Below are 14,519 nucleotides of genomic sequence, written 5' to 3'. Positions count from 1 at the left end.
AAAACCATTTTACTTAACTATGGAATTAGTTAACAAGACTAAACTCTATTTTGATTAGTAGTAGAGAGATTTTTAGTCACTTAAATATTTTCATTTCCTCATGCAATAAAATAAATCTTATTTGTTTTAAGGCAATAGAATTCTAGGTTTTATGATAAATTATTTAACTTATGTTTTATTATATTAAATTATTTTTAACATTACGTAATACTGCAGATGAATTTTCCGATAAAAATTATTTGTATTAATTGTAAATATTACATGATCCGCATATAATTCCATACATAATCTTAAAACTATTAAATTAGTTAAATATCTCAAATTTTTCCTAGCGCAACTAATTTTCTTAGTTTTTCTAGTTCTTCGATTATTTGTTCTTTAGTTCCTACATTGTTTTTTATTTTTTCCTCTAGAATTGCTACAGCATCGTCCAATTCCTTAACATTATTCTTATTCCTTAATCTATTAATCCAGAATAAAGCTTCTTCAAAATCATCGTTTTGTGCGTACATATATGCTAACTCTACGATAGCATATGCTCCAGTTCTTGAATTAGTTAAATCTTGAGTCTGTTTTTGACTAAGTTCTTTCATTAAATCTGTTGTAGTATATCTATTTTCTTTTTTAACTGAAAAACATTTTTGAAACAAATGGTCATAATATTTTAAGTTAGGATTTATTGTTGAAGGTAATTTAAACTGTTCATTTATTTTCTTAAAGGTAATTTCTGTTATACTACCTTGAAAAGCCTGAACACCAGTAAGGATTTCATAAAGTACTTCACATGTTTGATAAATATCGCTTTTTTCATCTACGTTTCCTAATCTTGGATCCAATTGCTCAGGAGAGGCATATAATAAAGTGAAAGTTAGATCTTTAGTAGTTGTTTTTGTATTCCCTAATTTAGCTATTCCCCAATCACTAATCTTTGCCCTACCGTTAGTATCTAAAAGTATGTTAGACGGTTTTATGTCCCTATGAATTATTCCCTTTTCATGAGCATATTTTAATCCAGAAAGAACATCTAAAATTATCCTAGTAGCAGTTATTGGTTCTAATACTTTCCCTTCTAGTGTTCCATTCATTAGTTCCATTACTATGTAAGGTCTAGGATTTATATCATAATCTAAGAGTTTTACTATATTTGGATGATTTAAGTTTAGCCATACTGCTATTTCCTTAACGAAATCCTTATCCGCTATATTAGGAACTTTTATTGCGACTAGTGATGAATCATTAACGTTTCTTGCCTTATATACTTTAGCATATCCTCCTTCTCCAATTAATTCAATTATTTCATATTTTCCTAATAATTTATTTGGATTTGTAGCATTGTTTTGAGTTTTTATACTGTTTTGTGTAACAGTCTGTGTATAACTTTTTGTAAAATTAGTTCTGAGAGTATTCACGGTTTTAGTTATAGCTTGAGAAATATTTTTTGGTATGCCGTAATTTGATAATAATATTCCACCGTCTATAAAAGTTCCAATGAAAAGTCCTAATAATATTGAATTTATAATTACGGTGGAAAGCGATATTGAAGGATTATTAGACATATTTAAAAATATTTTTAAATAGATATAGATTAAAGGAGCAGTAATAATCATAATAGCAATTCCAAATATTTTCCTTATTTTTATACGCATTTTCGTTTGTAAATTAATGATATCATCATATATAAGATATTCTTGAATTAGAATAATCTATCTACTATATTTTGCGAGATAATATTAATACTATTATACATCATCACTAATCCTACTCATCCCACTCTTAGGTACAGGTGATAAAATACAGATAACTGAAATAGACTGGATAGGTTTAACGTTATTTGCGATGGTAGGCTTTACACCTATATTTAATAAATTAAGGGAGAAAAAATACTTGAATTCCCCAGATGAAAGGAAGGAATTCATATATGGTGTGATAATGGGTTTTTTAGTGATAACTGTAATTATTATATTATGTATTTTAATTGGTCATTTTAATCTTGTACTAAACATAAATCCTAAAATAGGCAAACTATTAGTAGGGATAAATGGATTGATAGCTTATTTAGCCTTCTCTACATCCTTTGCAGATCTCATTTATCATCTTATTAAAAAGCACATAAACGAGAAAGGAAAATCAGAAAATGTTCAGCAAGATTTGAGAACAAGGGTTATGCCTTTAATAAAGAGCATAAGTATAATAAAAATCCTATTTAATAGAATAACCATGAGTATAAGACAAATTGATAGTAAAACTATATTAATAATCGTGACAATACTAATAACAATACTAATAGATATAATATTAGGGACTATAATATTAATATTGAGGTTGCCGGTGCATCAATATCTCGTCTACTCTGGTTTAGCAGGAGGATTGTTACAATACATCATCCCGATAATATATATATTAAATAAGGTAAAAAATAACTTTTTATATCATAAAAAATCAACAATCAATTTTCAACTCTATATGTATGTTATTTTTTCCAACTAACACTATAATACCTGCCATCTAATCCAGGTCTTAATAATTCTAACATTTCCCACCTATCTGTAGTCTCAAGAATTATTTCCTTCTCACTTATACCTTCTGGGGCATATCTACTACTTCCTACCAATAATACTTTTTCTGGAGATAACTTCCTTACCTCCTCTGCTGCGGCTATAGGATCCGTACCGAGGTCTAGGACAAAATCCTTGCCTTTCCACATCTCGTAAACTTTCTCTACAACTAACCCATCGGGTGTAGCAGAAAAAGGAATAAAACCCACAACTAACTTCATTTATTACCAGCCCGTATTTTTCTTATCAAATCTAAGAGGTCTTTTGCCTCATATTCCTTAAGCATTTTATCCAAATTAACCTCCTCAGGGGTTGTCTTTATGTCGTAAATTGTTGAGAGTAATTCTTGTTTTATGGGCCTTGTTATTTCTTCTTTAATTGCGTCCTTAAAAGCTAACAATTCTTGGACAAGTTTTATTATTTCGCTCATTTTACATCACTAGCATATTCTAGGTACGATATCCCCTGTGGGCATTTCTAATATTTTTGCTCCCCCTACTGCAGTCTTTGCAACAACTATTCCTTTCTCGCTTTTAGGTTCAACTACATATCCAATGCTTGCAGGCTCAAATCCTAAGCTTTTTAGGGTTTCCAGATATCTATTAGCTCAACTTTCTTTTTAACGACTTTAAACAAAAGTTCAGATTCCCAATAGTTTTTTGCGTTTACCTGATTTAATATTTCACTCATATTATCTACAATAGCTATATACTTTAGAAAATCCTCTGTAGCTTTGTAATATTTTTCACAAGCATCAACTAAATCTCCCTTATTCAAAAACTCATCAGCCTCCTCCAAATATATTTCTGCTGAAGTTCTAATTAACATCAAGTAGTATATTTGCCTACTTACCTTAAAATAAATAATGGAGATCGACAATCTAGGATTGCAAAAATAAGAGTTACCGTTAAGATGGACAATTCATGATATCGCAAAGCCTTTATGATTGATTTTCTTCGCTAGGCTGGATTACTCTAACCCCTACATTAAACATTTGTTTAATTACGTATTCAACTAGCCTGATATTTACACCTTTCTGGCCTATGAAGTCTCCGGACTCTTTCTTTAATCTCACTACGAGCTCGTTACCTTGAAAATCTACATTATCAACGTGCTTAACTACCTAAGGTAAAAGATGCACCGCCCTTATTATATCCTTAAAGTCTAGTTTTAACTCCACTACTCTAACCTTCATCTTAGTATCGCTCTCTATTCCGTTAATCCTTTCTCCGCTTTTACCTATTAGTCTACCCGCGTTGCCTTCCTTTACTACTATCAATGCGTCTGGGACGTGCTCTGAGGTTATATTAAGCTTTTTCTTTTCTTCTGAGAATTCAACGACAGTTATTATATCTGCATCTGGAGCGCGAATTTTTGCAGAATCCATTACCTTCTTTTCGGCTTCGCTGAGCTTTCTGGACCTTAATTTATACTCTAACAAAAGCCTAATTCCTCTCTTGGTCCCTGCCCTAACGATATCTTTTATTCCTAGGTCCACAACCTTTGCATCTTTCTCATTTAGTAACACTTCCCTTATAATTTCAGAAGGATCTGCCTCATTACTTAAAGTCTGGAAAACGGGATTTCCGGCTATAATTAACCTTGAGTTCTTACCTGCCCTTATGAACAGCTCTAGTACGCTTTCGGGCTTCATTAGCTGAACATCATCTAAAAATATTATCGAATCATTGAAAGACCTCCCTCTTAAGTACCTTTAATCTAACACTTCTATTTTCCCAGAAGAGAACAGATCATCTATAGTTTTCTCTTCAGCAAAATCGCCAAGAACGTCCTTTATATAATCCTTTACCATATCTTCATACTTGTCATATTCTTTTCTTGTTAATTCTTCCTGAGTTACTACGTCAACTATAGGCTTTGCTACAATTAATTTCCTAAATTTTCCAGTGGATACTGAATCGATACTGTAAGCTAATGAAAATAAGCTTTTCCCAGTTCCTGTGGGACCAAATATACCTATAATATTATAATTGGAGTTAGTAAGTGCGTTAAGTAATTCCTCCTGGCCCTTACTCATAGGTTTAATTGACTCAAGCATATGATAATTTTTGAAGAAGGATTTTTGAGGTTAACTCATCGTGCACGTATCCCCGTGCACTCGTGAATTTTGATCATCGTGCACGTATCCCCGTGCACTCCCAATTAATAACTTGTGTGGAGAAATATTTAAGCTTACACGTGATCGATTTCTTTTTTACTCGTAGTTGAATTCTTTAAATAATGACTAAAAATGAGATTCACATAGCAATTGATGAGGCAGGAAATCCAAATGATGAAAAACCGTTTATAATTTCAGCAGTTTTAATTAACGATATAAACTGTTACCTAAATTTATACGAGGAAGCAATAAAGGATGCACAAAGGCTCACGGGCAAGAATATAAAATATTTTAAATGGTCGGAAGATTCACCTAAACAATTCAAGTTAGGAAAGGACGTTAAAGGAATTTTTGTAAACAAGGTATTAAAGAACCTGACGGGAATCTCATTAATTATAAGGAAGGTAAATGAAACAAAATTAAGTAATTGCTCGGCGAAAATTTACGGAGAGATATTGGGCTTACATTTAAGGAAATACGTAGCAAGCAAGAGCGTCGTTGTTCATTATGATAGAACTCCGATATTGAGAGAAAGCGATAAACAATACATTATCATTAATTTTCCTAAATGGACTTTAGCTAAAGTCCTTGGAGTCGATTTTACCGGACATGATAAATGCGAATTAATTCATTCGGCAGATTATATCTCAAGTATAGTAAGAGAGCATGTAAGGAAGGATGAACTTAAAGAAGAATATAGACAAAAAGTGGAAGAATATTTTAATGTTGTAATCAAAAATTTCAAAATAAAGGAGGTAAACATTAAAGATTATGAGTAGTCAGAAAGTGACGTAGTATTTATCATAATTTATAAATTTAAGATATCATAATTAACTATGTAATCTATTTTTGACAGTATAAATTCCTGGAATTATAAACCTTTCAGGAGAATGGGAGTCACAATTTGCGAAGAGCTGAGGATAGGTAAACTCGTTTCATCAATAATAAAGAGGATCAATCCTAAAAAAGTCTTGGAAATAGGTTGCGGTAACTGTTTAGTTACGTTAAGCGTCGAGAAGGAAACTAGACTTCCTTCTCTAATTTCAATAGAAGTATGGAACGAGGAAATTACAGACAAGGAAGTTAAGGATTATTTAAGAGATGAGGATTATAATTTAGTGGAGAACATGTTTCCTTTACCTTTTAAAGAGAAAAGCTTCGATTTAGCTTATTCTGTCCTTTATTTTTATAATAAAATAAGAAAGGAAAGAAGCGACTTAGCCAATGAGGTAAGCAAAGTAATAAAGGATAACGGATATTTTATACTTATTGAACCGGAGATTGTTAGAAACATGAGGAAAGATTTCTTTAATGCAGGGTTTCTGAAGTCGAATATCATGTAGACCAAGGAATATTCTTCTCATTAATGAAGAAAGTCGATACTAACATTCAAAGGAGCATTACGTGATCAGGTCTTGATATTCCCCGCATTCACACATTAGGCAATAACCATAAATAGACTGGGAAAACGATATATCTTTTATTCTATGATATATCTTTATGAACAGAAGAACGCTTATCTATGCAGTTATAATAGTTATTATAACTTTCTCATTAAGGGCTTCAAATAATATGATAATTACGACTTTACCGCTCATTGCAAAGTACTATTTCCACTTTTCCAGCATTTTAATCGGGGCTGAATCCTTTCTCACGTTAATAGAAATCTTTTTATATTCATTTATTATCAACCAATTTTGTGGAGAGACTACTGAGACCTAAGGAGGCTTGCCAACTACTCAGCATTTCATACTCAACACTCCTACGGTGGATTAGAGAAGGAAAAATAAGGGTGGTAACGACTGAAGGAGGGAAGTATAGGATACCTTACAGCGAGATTAAGAAGTACTTAGAAAGGAGGGAAGAGACGAGGGCTGTAATTTACGCTATGGTCTCCTCTACCGATCACGGTAGACCCAAAATCATATTAGAAAAAATATTTCTGGTAGGATAATATCGAATTTATAAAAGATAAAGAAATTTATAAGAGTGTAAAGAATTGAAGAAAAGGTTTAAGGTGAGGGAGATGGAGTATTACTACGTGAGATAGGAAGATGGTAACACCCGGTCTCCCTCACCAAAATAACATTCAACAAATAGGATATAAATTACTTTCCATGTTGAACTTCCAAGGAGAAAAGGTAGATGAGGTAGCAAAAACTCTCATCTCCGCGTGTTTGTGGAACGATTCAGTAGAGAACAAGTCCAGAGCGTATGACGTATCCCCACAGACCGTGAGGAATTACGTAGAGAAACAAGGGATGGAAGTGATTGAAAAGCTATTGGAAAGAGCTAGGAAAATATCCTTGGAGACATTAAAGGGAGTGAATGAGATAGATCTTTCAATAGACTGGACAACCAAGACGTGGTATGGGAAACCAGTGAAAGGGCTCGGGAGCTCTGAAAAAGGAAACTCGTGGAACTACGCAACTGCAACAACCAAGTATAAGGGGAAAGTACTTTTACTTGCCTTTATTCCGCAAGTGAACGGTATGACTAAGGACGAGATAGTGAAGGTTCTTGTGGAGCAAGTTGTTGCGATGGGATTCAAGATAAGGTTGATAACTCTTGACGCTGGTTTCTACACAGTTGATGTGCTCAATTTCATTTCACAGTTTAAGTATATAATTGCTGTCCCAGTTGGGGACGTGAAGGTGTTTGAGGAGTTTGACGGGGATTACAAGACTAATAGTAAGAGGCATAGGAGGGATGAGCAGGTCAAGTTCAGGCTTCTCGTGTATGGCAAGGAAAAAGTGAGGAGAAAGAAGAAGAGTCTTGTTTATTTTGCTAGGGCTACTAATCTAGATCTGCCCAAGAGGTGTTGGATTTGTACAATAAGGTAAGAGGTCCCATAGAGACCTCTTATAGGAACATTAAGGCTTTTCTTCCATTTACTAGTTCTACTAAGTTTGTTTTCCGCACGTTGATCTTCGTGCTGGCCCTTGTGCTCTACTCCTTATATACCATATTCAAGGGGGAGGTGGGGAGGGAGGAATTTAGATTATTATTAATTCTTTTATTTCCTGATTTATTCAATCCAGAGAATTTTACATTTAATATAATTGAAACACTTATTTACACTATAGATTTATTTTTAAGGAGGTGATTTTGGGTCTACCGATCAGAGAGAAGACTTGGAAAGGCAAATAAACTACCTCACGAATTACGCAACAGCAAAAGGTTACAAGGTAGTTGAAGTACTGAAAGATATTGCCAGCGGGTTAAACACACAAAGAAAAGGATTGCTCAAACTATTCAAACTTGTTGAGGGAAGGAGTGTAGACGTCGTATTAATAACATACAAAGATAGACTAACGCGTTTTGGGTTTGAGTACATTGAAGAGTTCTTCTCAACCATGGGAGTTAAGATTGAAGTGGTTTTCGGTGAGGAGCCCAAAGATGACGCACAAGAGCTAGTTGAGGACTTAATCTCAATCATTACCTCATTCGCAGGGAAAATTTACGGTATTAGGAGTCATAAGAAAACACTCCTAGTTCAAGGTGTAAAAAAGTTGATAGGTGAGTTGAGTGGAGAGGACAGTGAAGTTAAGGGTTAGGGTTGACTATGCTACATACTCAGCACTTAAGGAAGTTGAGGGGCTGAATCCTTTTTCACGTTAATAGAAATCTTTTTGTCTGTTTATAACAAATTTTTGTTGATAAATAATGATCTCTCACACCGATGTGGGCTATGCCCAAAAGAGTGGGAGTGATTGCAGAGATGTGAGTCCCGTGCCGTTGGAGTCCCATGACCCACCTGTGGTCGAGGGCTAAGTCCCTACACTCGATCATGAATGAACATAAAATGAGTGAAATGAAAGTGTAGGGACAAACGGTGATACTAAGTATCAGGGGTGATACTTGCTATTTTCAACAGAACCTAAAGATTCCATTAAAGACACTTATTCGATCGCGAAACTGAAATAGATAAGTTAAAAGGAGTTTAAACGAGAGAATGATAGTAGTTCTCGGCTTAAAGAGGACTGGAAAATCCAGTTTAGTACTCTCAACTCTTAACTCTTTAAACGTGAATTGCATTTTCATAGACGTAAGGAAAATCTACGACGACGTATCTAAAAAAGTTCCTGCTGAAAAGCTTTACGAGGAACTCTACTCTGGGCTTTTAAAACTGAGTAAAAAGAATTAGGGATTTGCTGTCAGAATTTAACCTATCGTTAGAATATCCATTAAAGGTGAAATTACCTTATAGAGGAGATAAGAAATAACATAAGCAAGATTTTTGAGGGTTTGGACTTCATTGAATTTTCATGAAATTGTATCCAATCCTCAGCCCTTGGGCTTCAACAGAGTCACTTCCGTTACCCCTCCGCCCCTTTCGGTAGACCCAAAATCACCTCCTTAAAAATAAATCTATAGTGTAAATAAGTGTTTCAATTACATTAAATGTAAAATTCTCTGGATTGAATAAATCAGGAAATAAAAGAATTAATAATAATCTAAATTCCTCTCTCCCCACCTCCCCCTTGAATATGGTATATAAGGAGTAGAGTACAAGGGCCAGCACGAAGATCAACGTGCGGAAAACAAACTTAGTAGAACTAGTAAATGGAAGAAAAGCCTTAATGTTCCTATAAGAGGTCTCTATAGGACCTCTTACCTTATTGTACAAATCCAACACTTCCCTCTTGGGCAGATCTAGATTAGTAGCCCTAGCAAAATAAACAAGACTCTTCTTCTTTCTCCTCACTTTTTCCTTGCTATACACGAGAAGCCTGAACTTGACCTGCTCATCCCTCCTATGCCTCTTACTATTAGTCTTGTAATCCCCGTCAAACTCCTCAAACACCTTCACGTCCCCAGCTGGGACAGCAATTATATACTTAAACTGTGAAATGAAATTGAGCACATCAACTGTGTAGAAACCAGCGTCAAGAGTTATCAACCTTATCTTGAATCCCATCGCAACAACTTGCTCCACAAGAACCTTCACTATCTCGTCCTTAGTCATACCGTTCACTTGCGGAATAAAGGCAAGTAAAAGTACTTTCCCCTTATACTTGGTTGTTGCAGTTGCGTAGTTCCACGAGTTTCCTTTTTCAGAGCTCCCGAGCCCTTTCACTGGTTTCCCATACCACGTCTTGGTTGTCCAGTCTATTGAAAGATCTATCTCATTCACTCCCTTTAATGTCTCCAAGGATATTTTCCTAGCTCTTTCCAATAGCTTTTCAATCACTTCCATCCCTTGTTTCTCTACGTAATTCCTCACGGTCTGTGGGGATACGTCATACGCTCTGGACTTGTTCTCTACTGAATCGTTCCACAAACACGCGGAGATGAGAGTTTTTGCTACCTCATCTACCTTTTCTCCTTGGAAGTTCAACATGGAAAGTAATTTATATCCTATTTGTTGAATGTTATTTTGGTGAGGGAGACCGGGTGTTACCATCTTCCTATCTCACGTAGTAATACTCCATCTCCCTCACCTTAAACCTTTTCTTCAATTCTTTACACTCTTATAAATTTCTTTATCTTTTATAAATTCGATATTATCCTACCAGAAATATTTTTTCTAATATGATTTTGGGTCTACCGCTTTAGCGGGATAACCCCAGCCTACACTCATCACGGATGTGGGGAAACCCGCATATCTTTTATTCACCGTCACACCTCATCGTGATATATCCACCCATCTGGTGTGACTGCTTTATATTTTCCATCAAAGTAATATAAACTTCACAGTTTATCGGAAACTGCTGACAACGGCTATTACAACCAGTTTTCTAACATCTTCTTTCAATTTTGTAACTTCTTTCTCATTTAGGCTAATTTCATGAAATCCCTCAACATGAAGAGTCCATGCATTTCTCCATTGAATGGCAATTTCGGGATATTTATTTCGTAATAACTTAGAGGCTTTAAATAAACTTTCACTTTCCCATCTTCCCTTATTTTCGACCTCTTTAATTATTTCTTTTAGGTTATTTTCTATAACCAGAAGCTTTATTGCTTCCTCGGCAGCCTTATAATACTTCTCACAAGCTTGAACAAGGTCACCCTTTGAAAGTAATTCTTCTGCTTCCTCGTAGTATACTTCAGCACTTATAGTTATGCTCATCCTATATTAGCTAAGAAAGATTAGTATTTAATCTTTCACCAAAAGAAAAGTGAAGCCTTAAAAATAAACAAAACATAATTTTGTGCGAAATCTAAGAAAGTCTAAATCTATAATAAGCTAGATAACAGAATAAATAGTTATATCGATATTTTTGAACAAGAGCTGGAAACTGAAAAAATATTTAAAGCTAAAGATATAATTAAAAGAGAACTCATGAAATCAGGCCATGTTACATTATCATCAGTAGTACGAGAATATAATTTAACAGAATTGATAGCTAAAAAGGCATTTTATGAGTTACAAATAGAGAATATAGGAAAAATCTATAATGTAAAGGGAGAAATAGTTTTAAAGAGAGACTAAATAGATCATGTTATTGGTAATATATTTGGATATTTATCAGTAGCAGATTAAAATATAGGGGTATGTAAGAATTGCCTAATCTACCAAAAATTTCTAGCATATTAGTTATATATATATTAAAATTATTTCAATATCTATTTTTTGATGAACTAATTTGATTTTTTAAAAGTTCTATTCTCTTCAAAATATCTTCTTTTGTGCCTATATTATATTTAATTTTGTTCTCTAAACTGAGTATAACATCCTTTGTATATACAGTGTTAATTTTCTTTACCCAAAGTAGCGCTTGCTCGTAATTATCTAATTGAACATTTAGATATGCTAACTCTACAAAGGCATACGCATTATTTTCAGTTGTAAGTCTAGTATATTGCTTATTAGATAAAATGGATATAAGTTCTTTAGTAGAATATCTGTTTTCTTTCTTGGGAGATAAACACTTCAAAAATATTTCGTCATAATCCTTTAGGTCTGGATTAATGCCAGACGGTAGAGTCATTTGCATATTGAGTTTTTTATGATCTACTTCTGTTATACTACCTTGGAAAGCCGGCCTACCAGTAAGAATCTCATAAAATACTTCACATACTTGATATACATCCGTTTTTTCGTCAATTGAACCTAAGTGTGTATCTAATTGTTCCGGAGCCGCATAAGCAAAGGTAAATGCTACGTTTGTAGATGTGGTTATATCTGAAAATTTTGCTATTCCCCAATCACTAATCTTTGCCCTACCGTTAGTATCTAAAAGTATGTTAGACGGTTTTATGTCCCTATGAATTATTCCCTTTTCATGAGCATATTTTAATCCAGAAAGAACATCTAAAATTATCCTAGTAGCTGTATCCTTATCAAAAGTCTTTCCATGAAGTGTTCCATTCATTAGTTCCATTACTATGTAAGGTCTAGGATTTATATCATAATCTAAGAGTTTTACTATATTTGGATGATTTAAGTTTAGCCATACTGCTATCTCTTTAACAAAATCCTTATTAGGAACTTTAGGAACTTTTATTGCGACTAGTAATGAATCTTTTTTCCTCTTTGCTTTGTAAACTTTAGCGTAACCACCTTCACCTATAGTTTCCAAGATCTCGTAGTTGGGGATTTGCATTACGTCATGGTTTTTTATTACTGATTGTTTTTCTATAGGTAATTTTTCATTTTTATTATATTTTATTACTTCATTTCTTTCAATAGTAGTTAATATCTGAGTAATAGTTTGTTGAACTTGAGGATTTTTTATCTTTCTTTCTGCTTTTCTTAATTTTTTTACATATCTCTCTAAATCATTTATATTAGTATTAGCGATCTGTTTTAATTCGTTTATTGCAGTCATGACTTCATTAATATTTCTAGAAAATAGTTCGTTGATCAGATCATCTATAGTAGGTTTTGTTAACCTTGCACCGCATCTACTGCAATACTTAGCTCCTTTTTGATTTAACGTCCCGCAATAAGGACATTTGATCATCGAGCTATAGTGTTTTTTATATTTCATCTTTTTATGACCATGTAATTCAGGGAATATTCTGGCCATTCCGAAAATAAATATAAGAAATACAAAGAATAGTAGAATCAAAATTTTAACAAAAGGTAAAAGTAGGAAAGCCAAAAGTAGAATAAATATTATTAAAAATCCTAATTTTAAGAACTTCTCATTAAAATCCATTTATTTCCCCTTATTCAAAGATCCTCATTAATTCGTATTCATTATTTAACGAGGAAAGAAATTCTCTCATTTCTTTGCGTTTCAAAATTGATTTGTCTATGTTTATATTTTCCTTTTCGATCTTTCTAGATAATTCTTCAAATTGTTTCCATATTCCTTTCTCTTTTAGAAATTTCTTATGGGATATTATCATTTTCAAGTTTCTTACGAAGGATAATCTATCTAAATTATCCTCATACTCTGACTCAAGAACTTTTATCTTATTATTAACGTATTCCAGCTCCTTAGAATATTTGTCTTTGAATATTCCTTCTGTTTTTCTTATTTCTTCCTCTAGAATTTTCTTTCTATCGTATTGGTATTTAAGATCTCTCTCGATTTTATCATTATTGACTATTAATTCAACTTCGTTTTTCTCTAGTTCATCTTCTTTTAAAGAGTCTATAGATTTTTTCCTGTAATAATATCCCCATAATATCGCAAATATTGAAAAGAATGTAAGTGCAGTTACTGTAGTCGAAACTAGTGGTACCTTAGTTATTGAACTTACTACTGAGATTACATTACTAGGTATTCCCATTTTCTCATTTAAATATTGAATAATGTCTTCCATTTTCTTCACTCTGAACCGTATTCTTTATTCCATTCTTCATATTTTTTGATTATTTCTTTACTTACAGACGGTTTTGTGTCATCTATAGATTTATAGAGTTCTTCTTTAGTGATTTTACCTATCCTTAGTTTATATCCAGGTTTAGCGTTTTCTATATCTGGATTCATTCTCTTTATCATTGACATTATTGCTTTTTTACATATATGTGAAATTTCTCTTCCGCTATATCCTTCTGTTTTCTTTGCTAAATCATCATAATCGGCTTCTATTTCAAAGTTATTTTTTCCTAATTCAATTTCAAATATTCCCCTTCTTGCCTCAAAATCTGGAAGAGGGACATATATTCTGTAATCAAATCTGTTTAATATTGCCTCATCCAAGGCCCATGGTCTATTAGTACTGCCTATAACCATAACGAAATCTCTTGATTTTCTAAAACCATCCATTTCCGTTAAAATTTTTTGAATTAATCCAGCGCCTATATTCTCTTTTTCTTCTCTATTTAAAGAGACAGAATCGAACTCGTCAAAGAATATAATTGAAGGAGACATCTTTCTCGCTAACAGGAATAATGAATCTATGGTTTTCGGGGAATCACCTACATACCTTGAGAGGATCCTTGAAATATCTGCGTTAAAAAAAGTTGCATTAATAGAGTTTGAAGCTGCAGAAGCAAGCAATGTTTTCCCCGTTCCGGGAGGACCGAAAAGAAGAATAGATCTAGGAGGATCTATTTTTACTGGTTTTTCTGGTTTTGAAATTGCTATGCCTACAGCCTGTCTTAATAAAGACTTTATTTTTTCCAATCCGCTAATATTATCCCAAGTTAAATTAGTTTTTTCTATCATGCTTTTAGCTATTTGCGTATAGTCGGGTTCGTCTCCATTAATTTTCTCTTTAGTTGCGTTTATTCTACTTCTATATTCTCCTGCTTTCATTAGATAAAGTTCCCTAGTACTCTGCAATAATGCCTTGGAAGCGGCTTCTTCATAAAGATAAGCTATTTTTTCATAAACCTTATATGCCTTATCTTTCTCTCCATTTTTTTCATAATATTCTGCTTCAGTTTCAAGCTTTTTTATTTGATTCAATATTAAAAAATCAATTGACATTAAAATTCC

15 protein-coding genes and 4 pseudogenes are annotated in these 14,519 nt (G+C 33.3%); 8 read left to right on the top strand and 11 right to left on the bottom strand.

Annotated features, from left to right (window positions below):
* Nucleotides 1-317: 317 nt before the first annotated feature.
* Complete coding sequence (locus DFR85_RS20450; protein WP_162582651.1) at nucleotides 318-1,556, bottom strand: serine/threonine-protein kinase; 1,239 nt, start codon at nucleotides 1,554-1,556, stop codon at nucleotides 318-320.
* A gap of 280 nt (nucleotides 1,557-1,836) precedes the next feature.
* On the opposite strand from DFR85_RS20450, the gene DFR85_RS20445 reads away from it, so the two are divergent.
* Nucleotides 1,837-2,487, top strand: a complete 651-nt coding sequence (locus DFR85_RS20445) for a hypothetical protein (RefSeq protein ID WP_246253010.1) — start codon at nucleotides 1,837-1,839, stop codon at nucleotides 2,485-2,487.
* On the opposite strand, the gene DFR85_RS20440 is transcribed toward DFR85_RS20445, so the two are convergent.
* The 5 genes and pseudogenes from DFR85_RS20440 to DFR85_RS31810 all read right to left on the bottom strand — a co-directional run.
* Complete coding sequence (locus tag DFR85_RS20440) at nucleotides 2,471-2,776, bottom strand: hypothetical protein (protein ID WP_246253009.1); 306 nt, start codon at nucleotides 2,774-2,776, stop codon at nucleotides 2,471-2,473. The two genes, DFR85_RS20445 and DFR85_RS20440, sit on opposite strands and share 17 nt — an antisense overlap.
* Nucleotides 2,773-2,985: a hypothetical protein gene (locus DFR85_RS20435; protein WP_110269884.1), complete on the bottom strand. Its 213-nt coding sequence runs from the start codon at nucleotides 2,983-2,985 to the stop codon at nucleotides 2,773-2,775. Before DFR85_RS20435 ends, DFR85_RS20440 begins: the two co-directional genes overlap by 4 nt.
* A gap of 152 nt (nucleotides 2,986-3,137) precedes the next feature.
* Nucleotides 3,138-3,383 carry a PaREP1 family protein gene (locus DFR85_RS20430; protein ID WP_110269883.1) on the bottom strand — a complete coding sequence of 82 codons (246 nt, stop codon included), beginning with the start codon at nucleotides 3,381-3,383 and terminating at the stop codon, nucleotides 3,138-3,140.
* Nucleotides 3,384-3,678: 295 nt separating this feature from the next.
* A complete protein-coding gene (locus DFR85_RS31815) occupies nucleotides 3,679-3,942 on the bottom strand; it encodes a KH domain-containing protein (RefSeq protein WP_246253061.1) in 264 nt (87 codons plus the stop codon).
* A gap of 66 nt (nucleotides 3,943-4,008) precedes the next feature.
* A pseudogene (locus tag DFR85_RS31810) lies at nucleotides 4,009-4,593 on the bottom strand (PhoH family protein); the annotation flags it as partial.
* Between the two features lie 203 nt (nucleotides 4,594-4,796).
* Between DFR85_RS31810 and DFR85_RS20420 the strand changes: the two are divergent.
* From DFR85_RS20420 to DFR85_RS20395, 6 genes and pseudogenes are all read left to right on the top strand, one after another.
* Entirely contained in the window at nucleotides 4,797-5,453 is a 657-nt protein-coding gene (locus DFR85_RS20420; protein WP_110269882.1) for a hypothetical protein, read from the top strand.
* A gap of 111 nt (nucleotides 5,454-5,564) precedes the next feature.
* A complete protein-coding gene (locus DFR85_RS20415; RefSeq protein ID WP_246253008.1) occupies nucleotides 5,565-6,017 on the top strand; it encodes a methyltransferase domain-containing protein in 453 nt (150 codons plus the stop codon).
* Nucleotides 6,018-6,373: 356 nt separating this feature from the next.
* A pseudogene (locus DFR85_RS20410) lies at nucleotides 6,374-6,580 on the top strand (excisionase family DNA-binding protein); the annotation flags it as partial.
* Between the two features lie 148 nt (nucleotides 6,581-6,728).
* A pseudogene (locus DFR85_RS20405) lies at nucleotides 6,729-7,780 on the top strand (ISH3 family transposase).
* Between the two features lie 7 nt (nucleotides 7,781-7,787).
* Nucleotides 7,788-8,231 (top strand): annotated as a pseudogene (locus tag DFR85_RS20400) (IS607-like element ISC1913 family transposase); the annotation flags it as partial.
* 398 nt (nucleotides 8,232-8,629) lie between these two features.
* The gene (locus DFR85_RS20395) at nucleotides 8,630-8,821 is read left to right on the top strand and encodes a hypothetical protein (protein ID WP_246253007.1); all 192 of its coding nucleotides are present in this window, start codon (nucleotides 8,630-8,632) and stop codon (nucleotides 8,819-8,821) included.
* 204 nt (nucleotides 8,822-9,025) lie between these two features.
* On the opposite strand, the gene DFR85_RS20390 is transcribed toward DFR85_RS20395, so the two are convergent.
* Both DFR85_RS20390 and DFR85_RS20385 read right to left on the bottom strand, forming a co-directional pair.
* Entirely contained in the window at nucleotides 9,026-10,081 is a 1,056-nt protein-coding gene (locus tag DFR85_RS20390) for an ISH3 family transposase (protein WP_110269881.1), read from the bottom strand.
* A gap of 294 nt (nucleotides 10,082-10,375) precedes the next feature.
* The gene (locus tag DFR85_RS20385) at nucleotides 10,376-10,750 is read right to left on the bottom strand and encodes a PaREP1 family protein (protein WP_110269880.1); all 375 of its coding nucleotides are present in this window, start codon (nucleotides 10,748-10,750) and stop codon (nucleotides 10,376-10,378) included.
* Between the two features lie 213 nt (nucleotides 10,751-10,963).
* Here DFR85_RS20385 and DFR85_RS20380 point away from each other — a divergent pair, with 213 nt between their 5' ends.
* Nucleotides 10,964-11,113 (top strand): hypothetical protein, encoded by a 150-nt coding sequence (locus DFR85_RS20380; protein ID WP_162582649.1) that lies wholly within the window; start codon nucleotides 10,964-10,966, stop codon nucleotides 11,111-11,113.
* 127 nt (nucleotides 11,114-11,240) lie between these two features.
* Here DFR85_RS20380 and DFR85_RS20375 read toward each other — a convergent pair whose 3' ends face one another.
* Genes DFR85_RS20375 through DFR85_RS20365 form a run of 3 tightly spaced genes read right to left on the bottom strand, consistent with a single transcriptional unit; the run spans nucleotide 11,241 to nucleotide 14,510 of the window.
* Entirely contained in the window at nucleotides 11,241-12,785 is a 1,545-nt protein-coding gene (locus DFR85_RS20375) for a serine/threonine-protein kinase (RefSeq protein WP_110269879.1), read from the bottom strand.
* 10 nt (nucleotides 12,786-12,795) lie between these two features.
* Nucleotides 12,796-13,398 (bottom strand): hypothetical protein, encoded by a 603-nt coding sequence (locus tag DFR85_RS20370; RefSeq protein WP_162582647.1) that lies wholly within the window; start codon nucleotides 13,396-13,398, stop codon nucleotides 12,796-12,798.
* 5 nt (nucleotides 13,399-13,403) lie between these two features.
* Nucleotides 13,404-14,510: an ATP-binding protein gene (locus tag DFR85_RS20365; RefSeq protein WP_110269877.1), complete on the bottom strand. Its 1,107-nt coding sequence runs from the start codon at nucleotides 14,508-14,510 to the stop codon at nucleotides 13,404-13,406.
* Nucleotides 14,511-14,519: the final 9 nt, after the last annotated feature.

The organism is Acidianus brierleyi (assembly GCF_003201835.2).
In the GTDB taxonomy this organism is placed as follows: Archaea; Thermoproteota; Thermoprotei_A; order Sulfolobales; family Sulfolobaceae; genus Aramenus; species Aramenus brierleyi.
The sequence above is the reverse complement of the archived record's forward strand: the minus strand, read 5'-3'. Positions and strand labels throughout refer to the sequence as shown.

What these genes read in the sequence shown, in the direction of transcription:
- DFR85_RS20450 (WP_162582651.1), bottom strand. Translation starts at nt 1,556, where the DNA reads ATGTCTAATAATCCTTCAATATCGCTTTCCACCGTAATTATAAATTCA.
- DFR85_RS20445 (WP_246253010.1), top strand. Translation starts at nt 1,837, where the DNA reads ATGGTAGGCTTTACACCTATATTTAATAAATTAAGGGAGAAAAAATAC.
- DFR85_RS20440 (WP_246253009.1), bottom strand. Translation starts at nt 2,776, where the DNA reads ATGAAGTTAGTTGTGGGTTTTATTCCTTTTTCTGCTACACCCGATGGG.
- DFR85_RS20435 (WP_110269884.1), bottom strand. Translation starts at nt 2,985, where the DNA reads ATGAGCGAAATAATAAAACTTGTCCAAGAATTGTTAGCTTTTAAGGAC.
- DFR85_RS20430 (WP_110269883.1), bottom strand. Translation starts at nt 3,383, where the DNA reads ATGTTAATTAGAACTTCAGCAGAAATATATTTGGAGGAGGCTGATGAG.
- DFR85_RS31815 (WP_246253061.1), bottom strand. Translation starts at nt 3,942, where the DNA reads ATGGATTCTGCAAAAATTCGCGCTCCAGATGCAGATATAATAACTGTC.
- DFR85_RS20420 (WP_110269882.1), top strand. Translation starts at nt 4,797, where the DNA reads ATGACTAAAAATGAGATTCACATAGCAATTGATGAGGCAGGAAATCCA.
- DFR85_RS20415 (WP_246253008.1), top strand. Translation starts at nt 5,565, where the DNA reads ATGGGAGTCACAATTTGCGAAGAGCTGAGGATAGGTAAACTCGTTTCA.
- DFR85_RS20395 (WP_246253007.1), top strand. Translation starts at nt 8,630, where the DNA reads ATGATAGTAGTTCTCGGCTTAAAGAGGACTGGAAAATCCAGTTTAGTA.
- DFR85_RS20390 (WP_110269881.1), bottom strand. Translation starts at nt 10,081, where the DNA reads ATGGTAACACCCGGTCTCCCTCACCAAAATAACATTCAACAAATAGGA.
- DFR85_RS20385 (WP_110269880.1), bottom strand. Translation starts at nt 10,750, where the DNA reads ATGAGCATAACTATAAGTGCTGAAGTATACTACGAGGAAGCAGAAGAA.
- DFR85_RS20380 (WP_162582649.1), top strand. Translation starts at nt 10,964, where the DNA reads ATGAAATCAGGCCATGTTACATTATCATCAGTAGTACGAGAATATAAT.
- DFR85_RS20375 (WP_110269879.1), bottom strand. Translation starts at nt 12,785, where the DNA reads ATGGATTTTAATGAGAAGTTCTTAAAATTAGGATTTTTAATAATATTT.
- DFR85_RS20370 (WP_162582647.1), bottom strand. Translation starts at nt 13,398, where the DNA reads ATGGAAGACATTATTCAATATTTAAATGAGAAAATGGGAATACCTAGT.
- DFR85_RS20365 (WP_110269877.1), bottom strand. Translation starts at nt 14,510, where the DNA reads ATGTCAATTGATTTTTTAATATTGAATCAAATAAAAAAGCTTGAAACT.